Source organism: Rhizobium sp. WYCCWR 11128 (assembly GCF_013416305.1).
Classification (GTDB): domain Bacteria; phylum Pseudomonadota; class Alphaproteobacteria; order Rhizobiales; family Rhizobiaceae; genus Rhizobium; species Rhizobium indicum.
Genome location: NZ_JACCEZ010000001.1, coordinates 218,118 through 237,390 on the forward strand (window position 1 = coordinate 218,118; position 19,273 = coordinate 237,390).

The following is a 19,273-nucleotide window of genomic DNA, read 5'->3' on the forward strand; positions in this document are numbered from 1 at the left end:
GTAATTGGCCGGCGTGGCGATGCGGCCAGAGAGAGAAGGAACAGGTACCATGACCATCAAGCTGCAAAAGCCTGACATCACAGAGCTGAAGCCGCGCATCACCGTGTTCGGCGTTGGCGGCGGTGGCGGCAATGCCGTCAACAACATGATTACCGCCGGCCTCCAGGGCGTCGACTTCGTCGTCGCCAACACGGATGCGCAGGCGCTGACGATGACGAAGGCCGAGCGCATCATCCAGCTCGGCGTCAACGTCACCGAAGGCCTCGGTGCCGGCTCGCAGCCGGAAGTCGGCCGCGCGGCCGCCGAGGAGTGCATCGACGAGATCGTCGATCACCTGAACGGCACGCATATGTGCTTCGTCACCGCCGGCATGGGCGGCGGCACCGGCACAGGTGCTGCTCCGGTTGTCGCGCAGGCCGCCCGCAACAAGGGCATCCTGACGGTCGGCGTCGTCACCAAGCCGTTCCATTTCGAAGGTGGGCGCCGCATGCGCCTGGCCGAGATGGGCATCCAGGAACTGCAGAAGTCTGTCGATACGCTGATCGTCATTCCGAACCAGAACCTCTTCCGCATCGCCAACGATAAGACGACCTTCGCCGATGCTTTCGCCATGGCTGACCAGGTTCTCTATTCGGGCGTTGCCTGCATCACCGACCTGATGGTCAAGGAAGGCCTCATCAACCTCGACTTTGCCGACGTCCGCTCGGTGATGCGCGAGATGGGCCGCGCGATGATGGGCACTGGCGAAGCTTCCGGCTCCGGCCGCGCGCTCCAGGCCGCAGAGGCTGCGATCGCCAACCCGCTGCTCGACGAAACCTCGATGAAGGGCGCCCAGGGCCTGCTGATCTCCATCACCGGCGGTCGCGACCTCACCCTCTTCGAAGTCGACGAAGCCGCGACCCGCATCCGCGAGGAAGTCGATCCTGACGCCAACATCATCCTCGGCGCCACCTTCGACGAATCGCTCGAAGGCATCATCCGCGTCTCGGTCGTCGCAACCGGCATCGACCGGGCGATGAACGAAGCCGCCGAGCGCAACCTCCAGCCGGCCGCAAGGCCCGCTATCCGTCCCTCCGCGGCTGTTGCTCCGGCAGCGGCCGCAGTGCAGCCTGCCCCCGTGATGCAGGCACCGAAGGCCATGGATCCGATCGCGCAGACCATCCGCGAAGCCGAGATGGAACGCGAGCTCGAAATTCCGGCCCCGCGTGCTGCCGCACCGCTGCAGCAGCCCGTAGTACAGCAGGAAACCTTCCGTCCGCAGAGCAAGATCTTCGCGCCTGCGCCGGAAGCTCCGGCAATGCGTCCTCAGGTGCAGCAGCAGGCTCCGGCGCCCGTCATGAGCCAGCCGGTCATAAGTCAGCCGGTCCAGCAGCAGCCGGTCCGGCAGGAGCCGACCATCCGCCAGGCCGAACCGGTGCGCATGCCGAAGGTTGAGGATTTCCCGCCGGTCGTCCAGGCCGAACTCGACCACCGCACGCAGCCGGCTTCCGCGCACGCGGCGGAGGAGCGCGGCCCGATGGGCCTGCTCAAGCGAATCACCAATTCGCTTGGCCGCCGCGACGACGACGCCGTTGCCGCCGATATGACGGCAGCAGCGCCGTCCGCTTCGCAGCAGCGCCGTCCGCTGTCGCCCGAGGCAAGCCTCTACGCACCGCGCCGCGGCAACCTCGACGACCAGGGCCGCGCGGTTCCGCAGGCCCGGATGATGCAGGAAGACGACCAGCTGGAAATCCCGGCATTCCTGCGTCGCCAGTCGAACTGAGGAGCTGCTTCAGCACCGTTCATGCCCGGGATCAAGGTCCCGGGCATTGCTGTTTTTCAGCCTGCGATTCGCGAGCAATTTCAATCGCGTGACTTCGTAACAAAGCGAAAGAAACAGTGATTTGGATTGGAGCGCTGGCGCACGTAAGTATGGTGCAATGAAACTGCCCTAGGAGACCTTTCGACAGGCTCCGGTTGCAGAATGAACGATGACCGTGCCGATCGGACAGACCGCCGGTACGGAAGAATAAAAGGCAGAATTTATGGCGATTGGCTTGCTGGGTTTTCAAACGACGGTATCGCGTCCGGTGACGCTTTCGGGCACCGGGGTCCATTCTGGTGCGGAAGTCTCGATCACCCTGAATCCGGCCGAATCGGACACCGGCGTCGTTTTCCAGCGCCTGCATGACAATGGCGACATCACCGAACTCAAGGCCGTCTCCTCGCAGGTCGGCAATACCGACCTCTGCACCGTGCTCGGATTCTCGCCGGCCCATTCGGTTGCGACGATCGAGCATGTCATGGCCGCCGTCTATGCGCTCGGCCTCGACAATGTGGTGATCGAGGTGCAGGGCTCCGAAATGCCGATCATGGACGGCAGCTCGCTGCCCTTCGTCGAGGCAATCGAGCAGGTCGGTCTCGTCTCGCTCGGCGTCAAGCGCCGCTATATCCGTATTACCAAGCCGGTGCGAATCGAGCATGGCGGCTCCTGGAGCGAATTCCGTCCTTATGACGGTACACGCTTCGAAGTCGAAATCGATTTCGAGTGCCCGCTGATCGGCCGGCAGAAGTGGGCCGGCGACATGACACCCGCCGTCTTCAAGGCCGAGCTTTCGCGCGCCCGCACCTTCGGCTTCATGCGCGATGTCGAGCGTCTCTGGGCGTCAGGCCACGCGCTCGGGTCCTCACTCGAAAATTCCGTCGTCATCTCGGACGACAACACCGTCATCAACGTCGAAGGGCTGCGTTACGCCAAGGATGAATTCGTCCGCCACAAGACGCTCGACGCCGTCGGCGATCTGTCGCTTGCCGGCGTCCAGTTCATCGGTTGCTACCGTTCCTATCGCGGCGGTCACAAGATGAATGCCAATGCGCTGAAGGCGCTGCTCGCCGATTCCTCCGCCTACGAAGTGGTCGAGACGTCGACGCCGCGCCAGCGCGTCGCTGCCCGCGAACTGATCGCGGTCAGTGCTTCGGAATTCGCTCCCTGGTCGGCATGACCTCCAGCATATTCTCAAGACCAGGCCGCCTCTTTCCCGGAGGCGGTTTTTTTATGTCGGGCGTGTCTACGGCAATAGACCGATGCTTGGCCGCCACAGGTCGGGAAGAAGTTGAAAAGCCGATCATTCTGCGGCTGCTGCCACAAAAATGCGTTAATGCCTTATCATTGCGTTGCTCTTGATGCACATTTGTGGCTAGAAACGCCAGCGAGGCGTGGCTGCCGTGGAGAGAGCGGCAGCAGTGGGGTTCTTTCGAATGGGTTATGCAGGATCTGAAGGTATGATGAAGACAGCGCGCGCCTTGTTCGCATCGCTTCTGGTGCTCAGCGCAGGCGCCTTGATCTCCGGTTGCCAGTCGGATCCCGACATCGACATCACCAAGCTCGGTCTCGAAACCGATCCGCCTGACGTGCTCTACACCCAGGGCCTGGCCAATATGAAGGCCGGCAACATGGCGGAAGCGGCGCGCAAGTTTGACGCGATCGACCGCGAGAACCCTTTTTCCGAATGGGCGCGCAAAGCGCTCGTGATGAGCACCTTCGTCAAATATCGCCAGGGCCGTTTAGACGATGCGCTTGCTTCCGGCAACCGCTACATGTCGCAATATCCGAAATCCCAGGATGCCGCCTATGTGCAGTATCTCATTGGTCTCACCTATTCCAAGCAGATCGTCGACGTGACGCAGGACCAGCGCGCCTCGGCCAAGACGATCGAGGCGATGCAGGCCGTCATCGACAACTATCCGAACTCCGAATATGTCGACGACGCACAGGCCAAGATCCGCTTTTCGCGCGACCAGCTCGCCGGCAAGGAAATGCAGATCGGCCGCTACTACATGGAGCGGAAGGAATATCTCGCCGCGATCTCGCGCTTCCGTATCGTCGTCGAGAAATATCCGAATACGAACCAGATCGAAGAGGCCTTAGCGCGTCTCGTCGAAGCTTATTATTCCATGGGCATCGTCGACGAGGCGCAGACAGCCGCTGCCGTTCTCGGTCACAATTATCCCGACAGCCAGTGGTATGCTGATTCCTACAAGCTGCTGCAGAGCGGCGGTGCCGAGCCACGTGAAAACAAGGGCTCGTGGATCGCCGCAGCGGGCAAGAAACTTCTTCTCGGTTCCTGAGGCCAATGCTGATCCAGCTTTCGATCCGCGATATCGTCCTGATCGAGCGGCTGGATCTTGCCTTCGAGACCGGCCTCTCCGTGCTGACGGGCGAGACCGGGGCGGGCAAATCCATCCTGCTCGACAGCCTGTCGCTGGCGCTCGGTGGACGCGGCGACGGCGACCTGGTGCGTCATGGCGAGGACAAGGGCCAGGTGACGGCGGTGTTCGACGTCGGCATGGAACACGGCGCCCGCACACTCCTGCGTGAAAACGGCATCGACGACGAGGGCGATCTGATCTTCCGCCGCCAGCAATCAGCGGACGGACGCACCAAGGCCTATGTCAACGACCAGCCGGTCAGCGTGCAACTGATGCGCCAGGCCGGTCAGATGCTGGTCGAAATCCACGGTCAGCACGACGATCGCGCCCTTGTCGACACCAATGCCCACCGCACTCTGCTCGATGCCTTCGCCGGCCTCACCGACGAGGTTTCGGAGGTCTCCCGGCTCTATCGCCTGTGGCGCGACAGCGAGCGGACGCTGAAGAAGCACCGCGAGAAGGTGGAAAGTGCGGCGCGCGAAGCCGACTATCTGCGCTCTTCCGTCGAGGAACTCGAGAAGCTCTCGCCGCAGGATGGCGAGGAGGAAGAACTCGCCGATCGCCGGCAGAAGATGATGAAAGCCGAGCGAATCGCCGGCGATATCGCCGAGGCGTCCGAATTCCTGAACGGCAATGCCTCGCCGGTGCCCCATATCGCCTCGCTGGTGCGCCGGCTCGAGCGCAAGAGCCATGAGGCGCCGGGACTGCTCGAAGACACTGTGACGCTGCTCGATGCCGCGCTCGACCAGCTTTCCAACGCGCAGATGGAAGTCGAGGCGGCGCTGCGCAAGACCGAATACGATCCGAGAGAGCTGGAGCGGGTGGAGGAGCGGCTTTTCGCGCTCAGGGCCGCCTCGCGCAAATATTCCGTGCCCGTCACTGAGCTGCCGGCGTTAGCTGTGCGCATGATCGCCGATCTTGCCGATCTCGACGCGGGCGAGGAGCGGCTTGCGCGGCTCGACGCCGAGGTCGGCCTAGCGCGGGAAAATTACGATGCGGCGGCGCGCTCGCTGTCTGACAAGCGCCATCGTGCCGGCACCGCACTGGCTGGGGCCGTCATGGCCGAGCTGCCGGCGCTTAAACTCGAACGCGCCCGTTTTATGGTCGAGATTACCACGGATGCAGGGGAGGCGCTCGCCGAAGGCATCGACGTCGTCGAGTTCCATGTTCAGACCAATCCCGGCACGCGGCCGGGCTCGATCATGAAGGTCGCCTCGGGCGGCGAGCTGTCGCGTTTCCTGCTGGCGCTGAAAGTGGCGCTTGCCGATCGCGGATCGGCTCCGACGCTCGTCTTCGATGAAATCGATACCGGCGTCGGCGGCGCGGTGGCCGATGCGATCGGCCAGCGGCTGAAGCGGCTGTCGGAGCGGGTGCAGGTGTTGTCGGTCACGCATGCGCCGCAGGTCGCGGCGCGGGCTGCGACGCATCTGTTGATTTCCAAGGGACCGTCGGCCGACGGTTCGGAAAAGATCGCCACGCGCGTCGCCACGATGGCGCAAAAGGATCGCACCGAGGAGATCGCCCGTATGCTGGCCGGGGCTTCGGTCACCGAAGAGGCGAGGGCGGCGGCGAAGCGGCTGCTCGCCGGCAACGGCTGATTTTTCTTCCGATGCTCTTTCCGCTCGGGCCGGCGGGATGACAATCATCCCGCGGCGCGATATGCGCTGAAGCTTCCCGATCGGCGGCGAGCTCATGCCATGCGGCTTTTCCATTTCAGCGACGATTCCGGTATTGCTGCGTTCGAGCCACGTTCGGTTCGCGTCCCGTCTGCCCGCGCGCCCGGCCGGGAATGGCTGAACGGTCCGCTCGTCTGGGCAATCGATGCCGATCATGATTTCATGTATCTCTTTCCGCGCGATTGTCCCCGCATCCTGCTCTGGGCGACAGCCGATACGCTGGAGGCCGAACGGCGGCGCTGGCTCGGCGACTGGCGGGCCGTTGCCTACGTAGAGCGCCATTGGCTGGAGAGGCTCGAAGCGGATACCATCCACCGCTACGAGCTGCCGGCCGAGGGCTTCGAGGATCTGGATGATGCTGGCATGTGGGTGGCCCGCAGACGCGTTGTTCCCATCGAGCGCACCGCCATCTCGCGGCTCGACCAGGAGTTTGCGCCGCGCAAGGTGGAGCTTCGGGTGGTGGACACGCTGACGCCGCTGAAAGGGCTCTGGGGCACCAGCCTGCATGTCAGTGGCATCAGGTTGCGTAATGCGAACGATTGGGAATAGGCCGGGGAGGGCGGTGACAAGGGTTCCAAGGCATGAAAGTCGGCGCGAAAGCTCACCTCAATCTCCCTCATCCCTGTGCTCGTCACAGGGATCCAGCGCGACCAAGTCCTTGGGCGCGGGAGATTCTTCTTCCTTGAAAGAGAGTCATTCACGGCGCAGAGGCGCCGTGGCTGGATTCCTGTGACAGGCACAGGAATGGAGGAGGAGAGGTGAGCAGGCCGATCCTCCCGACGGCGGATACGCGGCCTCTCTTTTCATCCGGAAATTTTGCTCTAAAAAACAATGCAGATTCTCTGGAGTGATGTTCCATGCCCACCGAAGGTTCCACCGTCGACACGTTGACGATCGAAGAGGCTGCCGTCGAGCTTGAACGGCTGGCAAAGGAGATTGCGCATCACGATGCGCTCTATCACGGCAAGGACCGGCCGGAGATTTCGGATGCTGATTACGACGCGCTGAAGCGCCGCAACGATGCGCTGGAAGTGCGGTTTCCCGAGTTGATCCGCGAAGACAGCCCATCGCGGCATGTCGGTGCAGCGCCCTCCGTCACGTTCTCGCCTGTCGTCCATGCGCGGCCGATGCTGTCGCTCGACAATACTTTCTCGCAGGAGGACGTGCAGGATTTCGTCGCCGGCGTCTATCGCTTCCTCGGCCGGCTGCCGGACCAGTCGATCGCCTTTACCGCCGAACCGAAGATCGACGGGCTCTCGATGTCGATCCGTTACGAAAACGGCAGGCTGGTGACGGCAGCGACACGCGGCGACGGCACGACGGGTGAGAATGTCACCGCCAATATCCGCACCATCGCCGAGATCCCCAACGAGCTGCCGAAGGGTGTTCCCGCCGTCGTGGAGATCCGCGGTGAAGTCTATATGGCCAAGAGCGACTTCCTGGCGCTGAACCGGCAGATGGAGGCGGAGGGCAAGCAGACCTATGTCAATCCGCGTAATACGGCTGCCGGATCGCTGCGCCAGCTCGACGCCAAGGTGACGGCGAGCCGCAAGCTGAAATTCTTCGCCTACGCCTGGGGCGAGATGTCGGAAATGCCCGCCGACACGCAATTTGGGATGGTGCAGACCTTCAAGGATTGGGGTTTCCCCGTGAACCCTCTGATGAAGCGGCTGAACTCGGTCGCCGACATCCTGTCGCATTATGACGAGATCGGTCTCGAGCGCCCGGATCTCGACTACGACATCGACGGCGTCGTCTACAAGGTCGACAGTCTCGAGCTGCAGGCCCGTCTCGGCTTCCGCTCGCGTTCGCCGCGCTGGGCGACGGCGCACAAGTTTCCTGCCGAACAGGCATTCACGATCGTCGAGAATATCGACATCCAAGTCGGCCGCACCGGCGCCCTCACACCTGTCGCGCGATTGACGCCGATCACCGTCGGTGGCGTGGTCGTCACCAATGCGACGCTGCACAACGCGGACTACATCCAGGGCATCGGCAATAGCGGCGAACGCATCCGCGACGACGAGCACGATATCCGCATTGGTGATACCGTCATCGTGCAGCGCGCAGGCGACGTCATTCCGCAGGTACTCGACGTCGTCATGGAGAAGCGCTTGGCCGAGGCCAGACCCTATGAATTTCCGAAGACCTGCCCGGTCTGCGGTTCGCATGCCGTGCGCGAAAGACATGAGAAGACCGGCAAGCTCGATTCGGTCACCCGCTGCACCGGCGGTTTCATCTGCAGGGCGCAGGCGACCGAGCATCTGAAGCACTTCGTTTCGCGCAACGCTTTCGATATTGAAGGGCTCGGTTCGAAGCAGATCGACTTCTTCTTCGAAAACGAGGACGCGTCGCTGCAGATCCGCACTGCGCCCGATATCTTCACGCTGGAGAAGCGTCAGCAGCAATCGCTGACCAAGCTGGAGAATATCGACGGCTTCGGCAAGGTCAGCGTCGGCAAGCTCTATGCGGCGATCACCGAACGGCGCAGCATTGCGCTCCACCGCTTCATCTACGCGCTCGGCATCCGTCATGTCGGTGAGACCACAGCGAAGCTCTTGGCGCGCTCCTACGGCACCTATGCGGCCTTTGAAACCGCAATGCGCGAGGCCGAGGCGCTTTCCGGCGACGCCTGGAACGATCTCAACGCCATCGAGGGTATCGGCGAGGTCGTGGCGCGCGCCATCGTCGAATTCTACAAGGAGCCGCGCAATGTCGAGGTGATCACCCGGCTTATCGAGGAAGTGACGCCCGAGGAGGCCGAACAACCGAAGACGGCAGGCAGCCCGGTCGCCGGCAAGACCGTGGTTTTCACCGGCTCGCTGGAAAAGTTCACCCGCGACGAGGCGAAGGCGAGGGCTGAAAGTCTCGGCGCCAAGGTGGCGGGATCGGTCTCCAAGAAGACCGACATCGTCGTCGCCGGCCCCGGCGCCGGCTCCAAGCTCGACAAGGCGCGTGAGCTCGGCGTGCAGACGATGGACGAGGACGAGTGGCTGGCGCTGATCAGCGGGTGAGGGGCTGACGGCAAACCGCCAGCCCCGTTGCTCATAGCCTGAGCCGCGCCATCGTATAGGCGTCGACATATTGACCGGCGCGATATCCGAAGGCCTTCAGCAGCCCTTCCTGCTCGAAGCCGAATTTCCGGTAGAGGCCGATGGCAACATCGTTATCGGTGTAGACGGTCAGTTCCAGACGTTTGATATCGAGCCAGTCGTCAGCAGCATCGACCATTGCTCCGAGCAGGATCCGTCCGAAGCCGCGGCCGGTGAAGTCGTCATGCACACCCATGCCGATGCTGGCGACGTGCTGCCGGCGGCCGGAAAGACGGTTGAGGCCGCTATTGCCGACGATTTTGCCGTCCTGGGTGACGACGAGGTTGAGCGCGCCGGGCGACGGATTTTCCATGTGTTTGCGAACCTCTTCGATCCTCTGATATGGCGGCCGTAAGGTGCCGGCCCGGTAGCTCGGCAGATTTATGAGATCGGTGATCTCCTCCGCATCGGACAGGCGGACGGCGCGCACGAGGACGCCATCCGGCAAGCGCGCTCGGCCGCGAGGTTCATTCTCTTCGTTTTCAGACATTCATGCTCTCCATCGTGGTCGGGAGGAGAGCCGGTTTCCGAAAACCCTGCTCGCCTCGGCAGGGTTTCGGGATGATGATCGGATCGCTGCTAACGCGCCATCGCTCCCGCGTACCCTTCAAGGGTCGTGGTGTGATGGATAAGCGCTGCCATGGTTAGGGAACCGATCATGGCAATAAGTTTCGATATGCGGGTTAAAAAGTCAACCGGGCGGCGTGTCGAATTTGCGCGGCCAGAAGCGGGGCGGTATTCCTGTGCCGGAAGAAACGATTCGGGTTGCTGATTTGAAGACCATCGCGATTGACTTCGAAACGGCGAACGAACAGCGCGGTAGCGCCTGTTCCGTCGGCCTTGCCTGGATCGAGGAAGGCAGGGTGACGCGCGTCGAGGAGCGGCTGATCCGGCCGCGGGACATGCGCTTTTCAGGGATGAACATCGCAATCCACGGCATCCGGCCGGAGCATGTCGAGGACGCGCCCGAGTTCCCCGAGGTAATGGATGAGTTCGAGGAGGATTTTCGCGGCGCGACGATGATCGCGCACAATGCGGCCTTCGATTTCAGCGTCTGGCGGGCGAGCCTCGATCTCTACCGGCAATCCTATCCTGAGCTTACCTATCTCTGCAGCCTGAAGATGGCGCAGCGGATCTGGCCGCATTTCCTCTCGCACCGGCTGAACCTGATCGCCGAGCATCTCGGCCTGCGTTTCGTGCACCACAACGCCGCCGAAGATGCCGCCGTCTGCGCAGCAGCGGCCATCGAGATGGCAAGGGCGGTCAAGGCCCATGCCGTCCACGCCATACCGTCGTTGATCGGCATGAAGCCAGGTCGGCTGACGGCGCAGGCCTATGAGCCCTGCACCTGCCGAAAAGGCTGATCCCTTTCCGCAAACGCCCTTTTCTTGCAAAGCATGAGTGCATGCTTATCTAGAATGCGGATATTCAGGGAGCCGCCATGTCCAGACTGCGCAATTTTCTCCTCGCCGCCTTCTCTTTCGCTGCCCTTTCCACAGGTGCTGCCTCGGCCGAAGTCGTCGGCAAGGTCGGGGTCGACTGGATCGGCAACGACATCATCGTCGATGCGGTCTCCGACCCTGAGGTCAAGGGCGTTACCTGCCACGTCACCTATTTCGACCGCAGCCTGATCGACCGGTTCAAGAACGGCAACTGGTTCGAGGATCCGTCCAACAATTCCATTGCCTGCCGGCAGACGGGGCCGATCGAGATCGGTAATATCGACCTGTCCAAGGATGGCAGCGAGGTGTTCCGCCAGGGCATGTCGCTGATCTGGAAGACACTGGTCGTCAACCGCATCTACGACAAGACGAACGACACGCTTATCTATCTCGCCCATTCGCGCGAACTGACGGACGGTTCGGCGAAGATGTCGATCTCGACCATCCCGCTCTACGGGCAGAACGTTGTGTGGAAGAACGGGAAGCCGCAATAAGGCTTCTGCGGTGAGATTTTGGAAAGAGCGCCACTTCCCGATTTCGCTCATTCCAAAATCAAAAAGGCCCGGACGAGCCGGGCCTTCGAATTCCAGATATGAGTATTCCTCAGGCGGCCTGCGTTAGCTCGTCGGCAATGACCGTGTCGAGGTTCAAGAAGCAGACCATGGTCTTTTCGAGCGCGACGATGCCGCGGCAGAAGGCGCGCTGGGCTTCCGGGATGATTTCCGGCGGCGGCTGCAGGTCCTCGCTCTTGATGGTCATCATGTCGGAAACCTGCTCGACCAGCAGGCCGACCAGCTTGCCGGCGATGTCGGTGACGATGATCGCCGAGCGCTCGGAGGGCTCGGTCATCTTCATGCCGAGGCGGCAGGCCATGTCGATAACGGGGATCACGGCGCCGCGCAGGTTGATGAGACCCAAGACGTAGGGCGGGGTGTGCGGCATCGGCGTCACTGGCGCCCAGCCGCGGATTTCGCGGATGGCCATGATGTCGATGCAGAATTCCTGATCGCCCAGGTGGAACGAAACGATTTCGAGATAAGCGCCCGACTGCTTGATGGCGTTATTGTTGTTCATGGTCAGAATTCTTCCCAGTTGTCCCCAGCGGGAGAGGCGATGCGGAACCGCCGTTAAATATAGATGTGACGGCTTAAGTCTTTCCTAACGATACGTATTTTCGGATTGCCCGTCGCTCTAGAGGTAAGCTATTCAAACACATGCATTTTTGATCGGTGCAGATTCCTGAGGGCGGATTTCGTTGCCGTGGCAGTTTCTACCGGTGAGACAATTCAACACGGGTTCGAAAACATATTCTTGAATTGCGCGCCTCCGGTCGAGGCTATAATCACGCCAGCAGTGGCGGGCGGCACATCCGCCTGGATCGAGGATCATGCCAATGAAGACATTCCGCATCGCCGTCTGGGTCGGTGTCCTGATACTTGCCGGGTTTCTTGGCGCGTACACGCTCTACCTGACGAAGTCGAAGAATGTGGTGGCGGAAGCGCCTTTCGGCGTGCCCTTCACCCTGGTCTCCCAGAACGGACAGCCGATCACCGAGGAGGCGCTGCGCGGCAAGCCGACGGCGCTGTTCTTCGGCTTCACCCATTGCCCGGAAGTCTGCCCGACGACGCTTTTCGAGCTGAACGGCTGGATGGAGAAGGTCGATCCGAAGGGCGATAAGTTGCAGGCCTATTTCGTCACCGTCGATCCGGAACGCGATACGCCCGAGATCATGAACGAATACGTCTCCAATGTTTCCAAGCGCATCACCGGCATTTCGGGCGCGCCCGATAAGATCGCCGAGGTCGTCAAGGGGTTCCGCGTCTACGCCAAGAAAGTGCCGGTCGACGAGAAGGATCCGAACGGCGACTATACGATGGACCACACCGCCTCGGTCTTCCTGCTCGATTCGGCCGGGCGGTTTTCCGGAACGATCGCCTATGGCGAAAACCCGGACACGGCGGTAAAGAAGCTGGAGAATCTCGTCAGCAAGGGGTGATGGTTTCAGCGTGATGGGACGTTGGCTTCGACCGGCGGCGGGCAACGGAAACGGGAAAGACCGCCTATCGTGAGTGAAATCCGCCTTTACGTGACGACGACCGAAACCAAGGCCGAAGAGATCCTCGACCTTCTGAGCGCGGTCTTCGGTGAAGAAGACTTTGCCATCGGCACCACCGAGATCGATGAGAAGAAGGATATCTGGGAAGCCTCGATCTACATGATGGCCGAGGACGAGGCTGAGGTGCAATCCCGGGTCGAGGACGCATTGAAGGTCTCTTTCCCCGATGCCCGGCTGGAGCGGGAAGTCATCCCCGAGATCGACTGGGTGGTGAAATCGCTGGAGGGGCTGAAGCCGGTCCGGGCAGGGCGTTTCCTGGTGCATGGTTCGCATGACCGCGACAAGATCCGCCCCGGCGACATCGCGATCGAGATCGATGCCGGCCAGGCCTTTGGCACCGGCCATCACGGCACGACGGCGGGTTGCCTCGAGGTGATCGATAGCGTGGTGCGCTCGCGCCCGGTCCGCAACGCGCTCGATCTCGGCACCGGCAGCGGCGTGCTGGCGATTGCGGTGCGCAAGCTCAGGAACATACCGGTGCTGGCGACCGACATCGATCCGATTGCGACGAAGGTGGCGGCGGAGAATGTGCGCCGCAACGGCATCGCCTCGGGCATCGTCACTAGGACCGCGCCGGGCTTTCATTCGACGGCCTTTTCCGAGCATGGTCCCTTCGATCTCATCATCGCCAACATTCTCGCCCGGCCGCTGATCCGCATGGCGCCGAAGCTTGCGACGCATCTTGCGCCTGGCGGATCGGTCATTCTCTCCGGCATCCTTGCCGGGCAGCGCTGGAAGGTGATTGCCGCCTATAGTGACGCGAGACTTCGCCATGTCAGGACGATCTGGCGGAATGGCTGGGTGACGATTCACTTCGACCGGCCTTGAGTTTTTGGCGGGGCGAAGGCTTGTCCTGCACTGCACGCCTTATTTGAGGCGAGACGTCTCCTCCTCACCTCATTCCTGTGCCTGTCACAGGAATCCAGCCATCGCGCGTCTGCGTGGTGAATGACTCCGTGACCTTGAGAGTTCCCGCGCCCAAGGACTTGGGCGCACTGGATCCCTGTGACGAGCACCGGGATGAGGGTGGGGAGAGGTCTGCACACCTATCGAAACGAAGCCGCTTCTTGCGCTGCCTTAAGGGCAAGAAAGCCTTTCCTGACACAAGAAAAAAGGCGGTGCCGATGGCACCGCCTTGGACCGGTCTATCCGGTCAATGCCCGCGAGCTCAAGGGGAGGAGCGCTCAAGCGGGCTCTACTGCATTCCAATAGGCCGGTCCGGGAGGGAGGAGACGGACTGGCTTTCAGGCTTAGAACGCGTAGCTGAGGGCGCCCTTGTGGCGCGTGGCCCGCTGGCCGGCGCCGAGCAGCTTGAGGCTGTCCTCGTTCTGCGGGCGGCGGGCGCCGATTACGTGACGCACGGTCTGGCGTTCGCCAGCCTGCACCGGGCTGCTATATGCGAAGCGCGAGAGAGAGGCGGTCATTTCAAGAATTCCTTTGTTTACAGGTTCATCGCGAACCGTTCGATGCAGCCTATATAGCTATTCTGAAATGCGGAGGCAGAGGGTTTTGCTCATGGGAGCCATGCGGCCAATGCATAAAGCGTGCCAAATTAACTTTTGGCGTCACAGTTCTGTCAAAATGTTGAGCGGCCCCAGGGGTTTCGACTCGTTTTGTCGCTTTTTCTCCCCATCGATTGAAATTTCGCTAACATGGCCGGCATCCCATTAACCGGATTCGTCTCAATCATTCGGGTTTCCAGCATGTTCCAGTCTTTCGAGGTTACCTCCACGCCGCAATTCGGCAGGGATCGTGTATCGGCGCTGCGCGCTAGTTTCGATTCGCTCGGCATCGACGCCTTTCTCGTGCCGCGCGCCGACGAGTTCAACGGCGAATATGTTCCTGCAGGTTCCGAGCGCCTCGCATGGCTGACGGGCTTTACCGGTTCCGCGGGCATTGCGCTCATTCTACGCACACAGGCGATCGTCTTCGTTGACGGGCGCTATGTGACGCAGCTTGCCGAACAGGTCGACGGTTCGGTCTTTTCGGGCGGCGATCTTGTCAACGAGCCGCCGCATGTCTGGCTTGCCGCAAACGGCAGCAACGGCCTGCGGCTCGGCATCGACCCCTGGCTGCATGCGGGTGCCGAGGTGCGCCGGCTGGAAAGAGCGCTTTCGCAGATCGGCGGCACGCTGATCTTCCTGCCGCACAATCCGCTCGACAGGCTTTGGAGCGACCGGCCGGCCGAGCCGCTCGGCGCGGTCAGCATCCAGAACGTCGCGCAGGCCGGCGTGCTGGCGAGAGAGAAGATCGCGACGATCGCCGCCGATCTTTCGAAGAAGAATCTTGCGGCGGTGTTGATCGCCGATCCCTCTTCAGTCGCCTGGACCTTCAATATCCGTGGCGCCGATGTGCCGCACACGCCGCATCCGCTGGCGCGCGCCGTCATCCATGCCGACGGCCGGGCCGAAGTCTTTCTCGACAAGCGCAAGACCGGCATCGAGCCGGAGGCCTATCTCGGGCAGATCTGCACGCAGCTGCCGCCCTCGGCGTTGGAGGAGAGGCTTGCCGCCGTTTCGAGAGATGGCGGCCGCGTGCTGATCGACCCTGACATCGCCGCCTATGCGTTGGCAGAGATCATCCGCAAGGCGGGCGGCGAAGTGGTGGAGGGCGCCGATCCCGCCAAATTGCCGCGCGCAGTGAAGAACGACGTCGAGATCAACGGCTCGGCCGCCGCGCACCTGCAGGACGGGGCGGCGATGGTAGAATTCCTCTATTGGCTGTCGCAGACGAAGCCCGGCACGGTGAGCGAGATCGCTGCTGCCGAGTATCTCGAAGCGGCGCGCGCCCGCGTCGGCCAGAGCATGCAGAACCCGCTGAAGGACATTTCCTTCGACACGATTTCGGGCGCCGGCGAACATGCGGCGATCATGCATTACCGCGTGACGACCGAGACCAACCGGATGATCGAGGCCGGCGAACTCTTCCTGATCGATTCTGGCGCGCAATATATCAATGGCACGACCGACATCACCCGCACCGTCGGCATCGGCACTGTTTCGGAAGAGCATCGGCGCTTCTTCACGCTGGTGCTGAAGGGGATGATAGATATCAGCACGGCGCGTTTCCCGAAGGGCACGCGCGGCTGCGACCTTGATCCGCTGGCGCGCATCGCGCTGTGGCGGGCCGGCGCCGATTTCGCCCATGGCACAGGCCACGGCGTTGGCTCCTATCTCTCGGTGCATGAGGGGCCGCAGCGCATCTCCAGGCTTTCGACGCAGGAACTGCTGCCTGGCATGATCCTTTCGAACGAGCCTGGCTATTACCGGCCCGGCAGGTTCGGCATCCGCATCGAGAACCTGATCTATGTGCGGGGTGCCGAGGAGATCGAGGGCGGCGATGCGCCGATGCTTGGATTCGAGACGCTGACTTTCTGCCCGATTGACCGCAGCCTCGTTATTCCCGAGCTTCTGACCCATGACGAGCTGCAGTGGTTCAACGACTATCATCGCCGCACATGTGAGGCGCTGATGCCGCTCATCCACGATCACGATGTCAGGGCGTGGCTCGAAAACGCGACGCTGCCGCTGGAATATTGAGAAACGGCATTACAGCGTCGGCGACGCTGTAATGCCTTGAATTTCTGTGCCGGCTTTCGGGCCGGTGCTCAGGCGCCGATCGAGTGGCGCCAGGTCATCACGACGATCCAGGCGGCGACCAGCATCCATGTATGGCTGAAGCGCAGGCCGATGAAGAGAGCGACGATCAGCGCCAGCTTCGATTCCCAGCCACCGATGAAGAAGGCGGGGGCGACCAGCGTCGTCAGCACGGCCGCCGGCACGGCGTTCAGCGCCGCTTCCATGCGCGGGGGAATGCTTTTCATTCGGGTGATGAGGATATAGCCGCCGATGCGGGTGGCGAAGGTGGCGGCTGCTGCGGCGAGGATGACGAGCGCCATGTGAAGATCGAATTCCATGGCTCAGACCTCGTGCACTTCGGATTGAAGGGCGTCGGCTTCGAGATCAGCCTCTTGCGGCGGCAAAGGCAGCACGGCGGCGAGCAGGATGCCGACGGCAGCACCGAGGCTGACATGCCAGGGCGAGCCGACATAGCGGTAGGCGAGTACGGACGCCACCGCGCTGACGAGCGCCACGGGCAGGAAATTGTCTCGCTTGCGGAAGCCAAGGACGATGCCGAGGAAATAGGCCGGCAGCAGAATGTCGAGGCCGATGGCCTTGGGATCGCCAATGAAGCCGCCGAGCATGCCGCCGGCGATGCTGATCAGCACCCAGGGAATGTAGATGATGATGGCGAAGCCGAAGTACCAGGCGAAGGTGAGTTGCCGGCCGGACTCGCCGCGCTTTACCGCTTCGGCGAATTGCGGATCGACGAGTAGGAAAAAGGTGAAGAATTTCTGCACCGGCGTGAAATGTCCGATGTAGCGTGCCAGCGCCGCCGAATAGAGCACGTGGCGGAAATTGACGGCGAGGATCGACAGCACGATCAGCCAGGCGTGGACATTGTGACCGAAGAGTTCGATGCCGACCATCTGGCTGGCGCCGGCATAGACGGTGGCGCTCATGAAGGCGGTTTCGGAGAGCGACAAGCCGTTTTCGACCGCAAGCGCTCCGAAGAGAGCGCCAAAGGGCGCGGATGCCAGCGCAACGGCGGAGCCACCCCGCAAACCTTCAACAAAGTCGGCGCGATTCATGCGATCTTTCCTTTTGGAATTCAGGTTTTCCCTTATGGTCTATGGCTTGCAACAGCAATTGAATTTCCTTGATTGACCAATCGATTTTGCTGAACCATCAAAGTCCCGATCGCATTCGGTAAAGAGGCAATGATGAAGAAGATCGAATTTTCGAAGGAGGCGAAGGCGACGATCGTTGCCAGCATTCGCCGCTATTTCGAGGCCGAGCTCGACCAGGCGATCGGCGTGCTGCCGGCGGAATTCCTGCTCGATTTCTTCGCGGACGAGATCGGAGCCCATTATTACAATCAGGGCCTTCGCGATGCGCATGCGGCGCTTCTGAGGAAGATGGAGGACCTGGCCGAGGACATCTATCTGCTGGAGCGAGACGACAAGAACAAGGATACTGTTCCTTAAATCAGAATCGATTTGAGGATAAAAATTGTGCAGTAATTCAAAGTTCTATAGCGTCCCTTGCGCGTCTGAGCGCGGCGCTGTAGTCCATAAACCGGACGCGGCGGCGTCGCGGCCCGCAATCGCAGAACGCAGAGGCATTTAGCCCTCGCGCTTCATCCGCTCCCGGCGGGTGATCTCGGCTTGCGAAGGCGCGGGCATTCCGAAGCTGCCGGTTTCGACCTCGCCGGCGCGCTCGTAGACGCTCATGATGACGCCGGTCGTCGATACCGAGTTGGCCGTGAGCTTCAGCGCTTCCGGCCTGGCGCCCTTGCCGAACAAGCGCTTCCCGGGGCCAAGGATGAGCGGGAAGGTCAGGAGCCGGAGTTCATCGATCAGGTCGTGCGCCAGCAGGGTTTGCAGCAGGCCACTGCTGCCCTGCGTCAGGAGGTCGGGACCGTCTTCTCGCTTCAAGCGGGCGATTTCGGCGGCGGCATCGCCGCGTAGCGCAAAGGAATTTTCCCAGGTGAGCGGCTCGTTCGAGGTGGTTGCGACATATTTGGTCGCGGCATTGAAGGCTTTTCCGATGGGATCGTCTTTGCCGACGAAGGGCCAGTGCGCAGCGAAGATCTCGTAGGTCTTGCGGCCGAGCAGCAGCGCGAAGGGGTCGGTAAAAATCCCGTCCATGAAACCGCCCATCGACTCGTCCCAGTAATTGACGGTCCAGCCGCCAAGGGTGAAGCCGCCGGTCGGATCCTCCTGCGGCGCGCCCGGCGCCTGCATGACGCCATCCAAGCTCACGAAGGCTGCGGTAACAAGCTTTCTCATCTCTCAACTCCCATGATTGGTGTGTTCAGAGCCAAGGACGGATGGACGTGTGCCGATCCGACATTCGCCACATTGTCTTTTATCGCTGATCTCAATCAGTCGGCCAGGACCCTGGCGCTGTCGATGATCGCGATGCCATGCGTCCGCATCTCCTCGATGGCGGCGGTGACGCCTTCGGGCGTGATGCCGCGGCTTGCATCCTCGACGAAGCGCACGCGAACGTCAGGCATCATCTCCAGCGCGTCGAGCGCGGAGAACTTGACGCAATAGTCGGTCGCCAGCCCGCAGACGTCGAGGTCGGTGACGCCCTGGTCCTCGAGGAAATCGGAAAGGCCGGTCGAGGCGTCGCGGTCATTGTCGCGGAAGGCCGAATAGCTGTCGATATCAGGATTCTCGCCCTTCTGCTGGATCAGGTCGATCTCTTCGGATTTGAGCTCGGGATGCAGTTCGGCATCGAGCGTACCCTGAATGCAGTGGTCGGGCCACATCATCTGCGGCTTGCCCGACAGTTCCCCCATCTCGAAGGGGGCGGCACCGGGATGGGCGGAGGCGAAGCTGCCGTGGCATGGCGGATGCCAGTCCTGCGAGGCGACGATCAGATCGTATTTGCCGCTGTCGATCAGTCTGTTTGCGACGGGAACCACCTTGTCGCCATCAGGCACCGGCAGATTGCCGCCCGGACAGAAGCCGTTCTGAATATCGACGAGCAGCAGCGCTTTCATCAAGGCCAATCCCTTCGCTTTATTGCAGTGTAAGACGCCAAGCACACTGAATGGATCAACTAGTGGATTTCCAGGCGCGGACGCGCAAGTGTTAATTCTGGCACTAGCGGTAGTAAGTCGTCGAAACAGAATGCTCTAATGCAATCATTGCGATAGCTGGCGGCGGTTCTCGTGTTGAAATGGAAC

Annotated in this window: 19 protein-coding genes; 12 read left to right on the forward strand and 7 right to left on the reverse strand. The window is 61.7% G+C overall.

Going from position 1 to position 19,273, the window contains the following annotated elements; translation table 11 throughout:
* Nucleotides 1–49 precede the first annotated feature (49 nt).
* The 6 genes from ftsZ (at nt 50) to ligA (ending at nt 8,878) form a co-directional block, all read left to right on the forward strand.
* Nucleotides 50–1,762 carry a cell division protein FtsZ gene (ftsZ, locus tag HX898_RS01060; RefSeq protein WP_180193745.1) on the forward strand — a complete coding sequence of 571 codons (1,713 nt, stop codon included), beginning with the start codon at nt 50–52 and terminating at the stop codon, nt 1,760–1,762.
* A 262-nt stretch (nt 1,763–2,024) separates the two neighbouring features.
* Complete coding sequence (gene lpxC, locus HX898_RS01065) at nt 2,025–2,981, forward strand: UDP-3-O-acyl-N-acetylglucosamine deacetylase (RefSeq protein ID WP_012758277.1); 957 nt, start codon at nt 2,025–2,027, stop codon at nt 2,979–2,981.
* A gap of 256 nt (nt 2,982–3,237) precedes the next feature.
* Nucleotides 3,238–4,107 (forward strand): outer membrane protein assembly factor BamD, encoded by an 870-nt coding sequence (locus tag HX898_RS01070; RefSeq protein ID WP_029873425.1) that lies wholly within the window; start codon nt 3,238–3,240, stop codon nt 4,105–4,107.
* 5 nt (nt 4,108–4,112) lie between these two features.
* Complete coding sequence (gene recN, locus HX898_RS01075; RefSeq protein ID WP_138330524.1) at nt 4,113–5,786, forward strand: DNA repair protein RecN; 1,674 nt, start codon at nt 4,113–4,115, stop codon at nt 5,784–5,786.
* Between the two features lie 99 nt (nt 5,787–5,885).
* On the forward strand, nt 5,886–6,413 hold the full coding sequence (locus tag HX898_RS01080) for a DUF6886 family protein (RefSeq protein ID WP_138330525.1): 528 nt from the start codon (nt 5,886–5,888) through the stop codon (nt 6,411–6,413).
* 308 nt (nt 6,414–6,721) lie between these two features.
* Nucleotides 6,722–8,878 (forward strand): NAD-dependent DNA ligase LigA, encoded by a 2,157-nt coding sequence (gene ligA, locus HX898_RS01085; protein WP_138387079.1) that lies wholly within the window; start codon nt 6,722–6,724, stop codon nt 8,876–8,878.
* A 31-nt stretch (nt 8,879–8,909) separates the two neighbouring features.
* Here the strand turns inward: ligA and HX898_RS01090 are convergent, their stop codons facing one another.
* A complete protein-coding gene (locus HX898_RS01090) occupies nt 8,910–9,446 on the reverse strand; it encodes a GNAT family N-acetyltransferase (RefSeq protein WP_138330527.1) in 537 nt (178 codons plus the stop codon).
* Nucleotides 9,447–9,729: 283 nt separating this feature from the next.
* Here HX898_RS01090 and HX898_RS01095 point away from each other — a divergent pair, with 283 nt between their 5' ends.
* Together HX898_RS01095 and HX898_RS01100 are read left to right on the forward strand one after the other, a co-directional pair.
* A complete protein-coding gene (locus HX898_RS01095) occupies nt 9,730–10,320 on the forward strand; it encodes a 3'-5' exonuclease (protein ID WP_033180944.1) in 591 nt (196 codons plus the stop codon).
* Between the two features lie 77 nt (nt 10,321–10,397).
* Nucleotides 10,398–10,892 (forward strand): CreA family protein, encoded by a 495-nt coding sequence (locus HX898_RS01100; RefSeq protein ID WP_180193746.1) that lies wholly within the window; start codon nt 10,398–10,400, stop codon nt 10,890–10,892.
* 109 nt (nt 10,893–11,001) lie between these two features.
* On the opposite strand, the gene HX898_RS01105 is transcribed toward HX898_RS01100, so the two are convergent.
* Nucleotides 11,002–11,472, reverse strand: coding sequence for a chemotaxis protein CheW (locus HX898_RS01105; protein ID WP_003541378.1), 471 nt, complete (start codon nt 11,470–11,472; stop codon nt 11,002–11,004).
* 319 nt (nt 11,473–11,791) lie between these two features.
* Between HX898_RS01105 and HX898_RS01110 the strand changes: the two genes are divergently transcribed.
* Nucleotides 11,792–12,394 (forward strand): SCO family protein, encoded by a 603-nt coding sequence (locus HX898_RS01110; RefSeq protein ID WP_168344447.1) that lies wholly within the window; start codon nt 11,792–11,794, stop codon nt 12,392–12,394.
* A 69-nt stretch (nt 12,395–12,463) separates the two neighbouring features.
* Nucleotides 12,464–13,342, forward strand: a complete 879-nt coding sequence (locus HX898_RS01115; protein WP_180193747.1) for a 50S ribosomal protein L11 methyltransferase — start codon at nt 12,464–12,466, stop codon at nt 13,340–13,342.
* Between the two features lie 422 nt (nt 13,343–13,764).
* Here the strand turns inward: HX898_RS01115 and HX898_RS01120 are convergent, their stop codons facing one another.
* On the reverse strand, nt 13,765–13,938 hold the full coding sequence (locus tag HX898_RS01120) for a hypothetical protein (RefSeq protein WP_012758267.1): 174 nt from the start codon (nt 13,936–13,938) through the stop codon (nt 13,765–13,767).
* Nucleotides 13,939–14,217: 279 nt separating this feature from the next.
* On the opposite strand from HX898_RS01120, the gene HX898_RS01125 reads away from it, so the two are divergent.
* A complete protein-coding gene (locus HX898_RS01125) occupies nt 14,218–16,053 on the forward strand; it encodes an aminopeptidase P family protein (protein ID WP_138330530.1) in 1,836 nt (611 codons plus the stop codon).
* A gap of 68 nt (nt 16,054–16,121) precedes the next feature.
* Here the strand turns inward: HX898_RS01125 and HX898_RS01130 are convergent, their stop codons facing one another.
* Both HX898_RS01130 and HX898_RS01135 read right to left on the reverse strand, forming a co-directional pair.
* The gene (locus HX898_RS01130) at nt 16,122–16,430 is read right to left on the reverse strand and encodes an AzlD family protein (RefSeq protein WP_017961278.1); all 309 of its coding nucleotides are present in this window, start codon (nt 16,428–16,430) and stop codon (nt 16,122–16,124) included.
* A gap of 3 nt (nt 16,431–16,433) precedes the next feature.
* Complete coding sequence (locus HX898_RS01135) at nt 16,434–17,165, reverse strand: AzlC family ABC transporter permease (protein WP_180193748.1); 732 nt, start codon at nt 17,163–17,165, stop codon at nt 16,434–16,436.
* Nucleotides 17,166–17,297: 132 nt separating this feature from the next.
* On the opposite strand from HX898_RS01135, the gene HX898_RS01140 reads away from it, so the two are divergent.
* Nucleotides 17,298–17,561, forward strand: a complete 264-nt coding sequence (locus HX898_RS01140; protein WP_138330532.1) for a DUF2164 domain-containing protein — start codon at nt 17,298–17,300, stop codon at nt 17,559–17,561.
* Between the two features lie 138 nt (nt 17,562–17,699).
* Here the strand turns inward: HX898_RS01140 and HX898_RS01145 are convergent, their stop codons facing one another.
* On the reverse strand, nt 17,700–18,365 hold the full coding sequence (locus HX898_RS01145; RefSeq protein WP_180193749.1) for a dihydrofolate reductase family protein: 666 nt from the start codon (nt 18,363–18,365) through the stop codon (nt 17,700–17,702).
* 95 nt (nt 18,366–18,460) lie between these two features.
* Nucleotides 18,461–19,087: a bifunctional nicotinamidase/pyrazinamidase gene (gene pncA, locus HX898_RS01150; protein ID WP_180193750.1), complete on the reverse strand. Its 627-nt coding sequence runs from the start codon at nt 19,085–19,087 to the stop codon at nt 18,461–18,463.
* Nucleotides 19,088–19,273: the final 186 nt, after the last annotated feature.

Coding starts and splice junctions, on each gene's coding strand:
- recN (WP_138330524.1), top strand. CDS start 4,113: ATGCTGATCCAGCTTTCGATCCGCGATATCGTCCTGATCGAGCGGCTG.
- HX898_RS01100 (WP_180193746.1), top strand. CDS start 10,398: ATGTCCAGACTGCGCAATTTTCTCCTCGCCGCCTTCTCTTTCGCTGCC.
- ftsZ (WP_180193745.1), top strand. CDS start 50: ATGACCATCAAGCTGCAAAAGCCTGACATCACAGAGCTGAAGCCGCGC.
- ligA (WP_138387079.1), top strand. CDS start 6,722: ATGCCCACCGAAGGTTCCACCGTCGACACGTTGACGATCGAAGAGGCT.
- HX898_RS01105 (WP_003541378.1), bottom strand. CDS start 11,472: ATGAACAACAATAACGCCATCAAGCAGTCGGGCGCTTATCTCGAAATC.
- HX898_RS01110 (WP_168344447.1), top strand. CDS start 11,792: ATGAAGACATTCCGCATCGCCGTCTGGGTCGGTGTCCTGATACTTGCC.
- HX898_RS01130 (WP_017961278.1), bottom strand. CDS start 16,430: ATGGAATTCGATCTTCACATGGCGCTCGTCATCCTCGCCGCAGCAGCC.
- HX898_RS01080 (WP_138330525.1), top strand. CDS start 5,886: ATGCGGCTTTTCCATTTCAGCGACGATTCCGGTATTGCTGCGTTCGAG.
- lpxC (WP_012758277.1), top strand. CDS start 2,025: ATGGCGATTGGCTTGCTGGGTTTTCAAACGACGGTATCGCGTCCGGTG.
- HX898_RS01120 (WP_012758267.1), bottom strand. CDS start 13,938: ATGACCGCCTCTCTCTCGCGCTTCGCATATAGCAGCCCGGTGCAGGCT.
- HX898_RS01145 (WP_180193749.1), bottom strand. CDS start 18,365: ATGAGAAAGCTTGTTACCGCAGCCTTCGTGAGCTTGGATGGCGTCATG.
- HX898_RS01140 (WP_138330532.1), top strand. CDS start 17,298: ATGAAGAAGATCGAATTTTCGAAGGAGGCGAAGGCGACGATCGTTGCC.
- pncA (WP_180193750.1), bottom strand. CDS start 19,087: ATGAAAGCGCTGCTGCTCGTCGATATTCAGAACGGCTTCTGTCCGGGC.
- HX898_RS01125 (WP_138330530.1), top strand. CDS start 14,218: ATGTTCCAGTCTTTCGAGGTTACCTCCACGCCGCAATTCGGCAGGGAT.
- HX898_RS01090 (WP_138330527.1), bottom strand. CDS start 9,446: ATGTCTGAAAACGAAGAGAATGAACCTCGCGGCCGAGCGCGCTTGCCG.
- HX898_RS01135 (WP_180193748.1), bottom strand. CDS start 17,165: ATGAATCGCGCCGACTTTGTTGAAGGTTTGCGGGGTGGCTCCGCCGTT.
- HX898_RS01070 (WP_029873425.1), top strand. CDS start 3,238: ATGGGTTATGCAGGATCTGAAGGTATGATGAAGACAGCGCGCGCCTTG.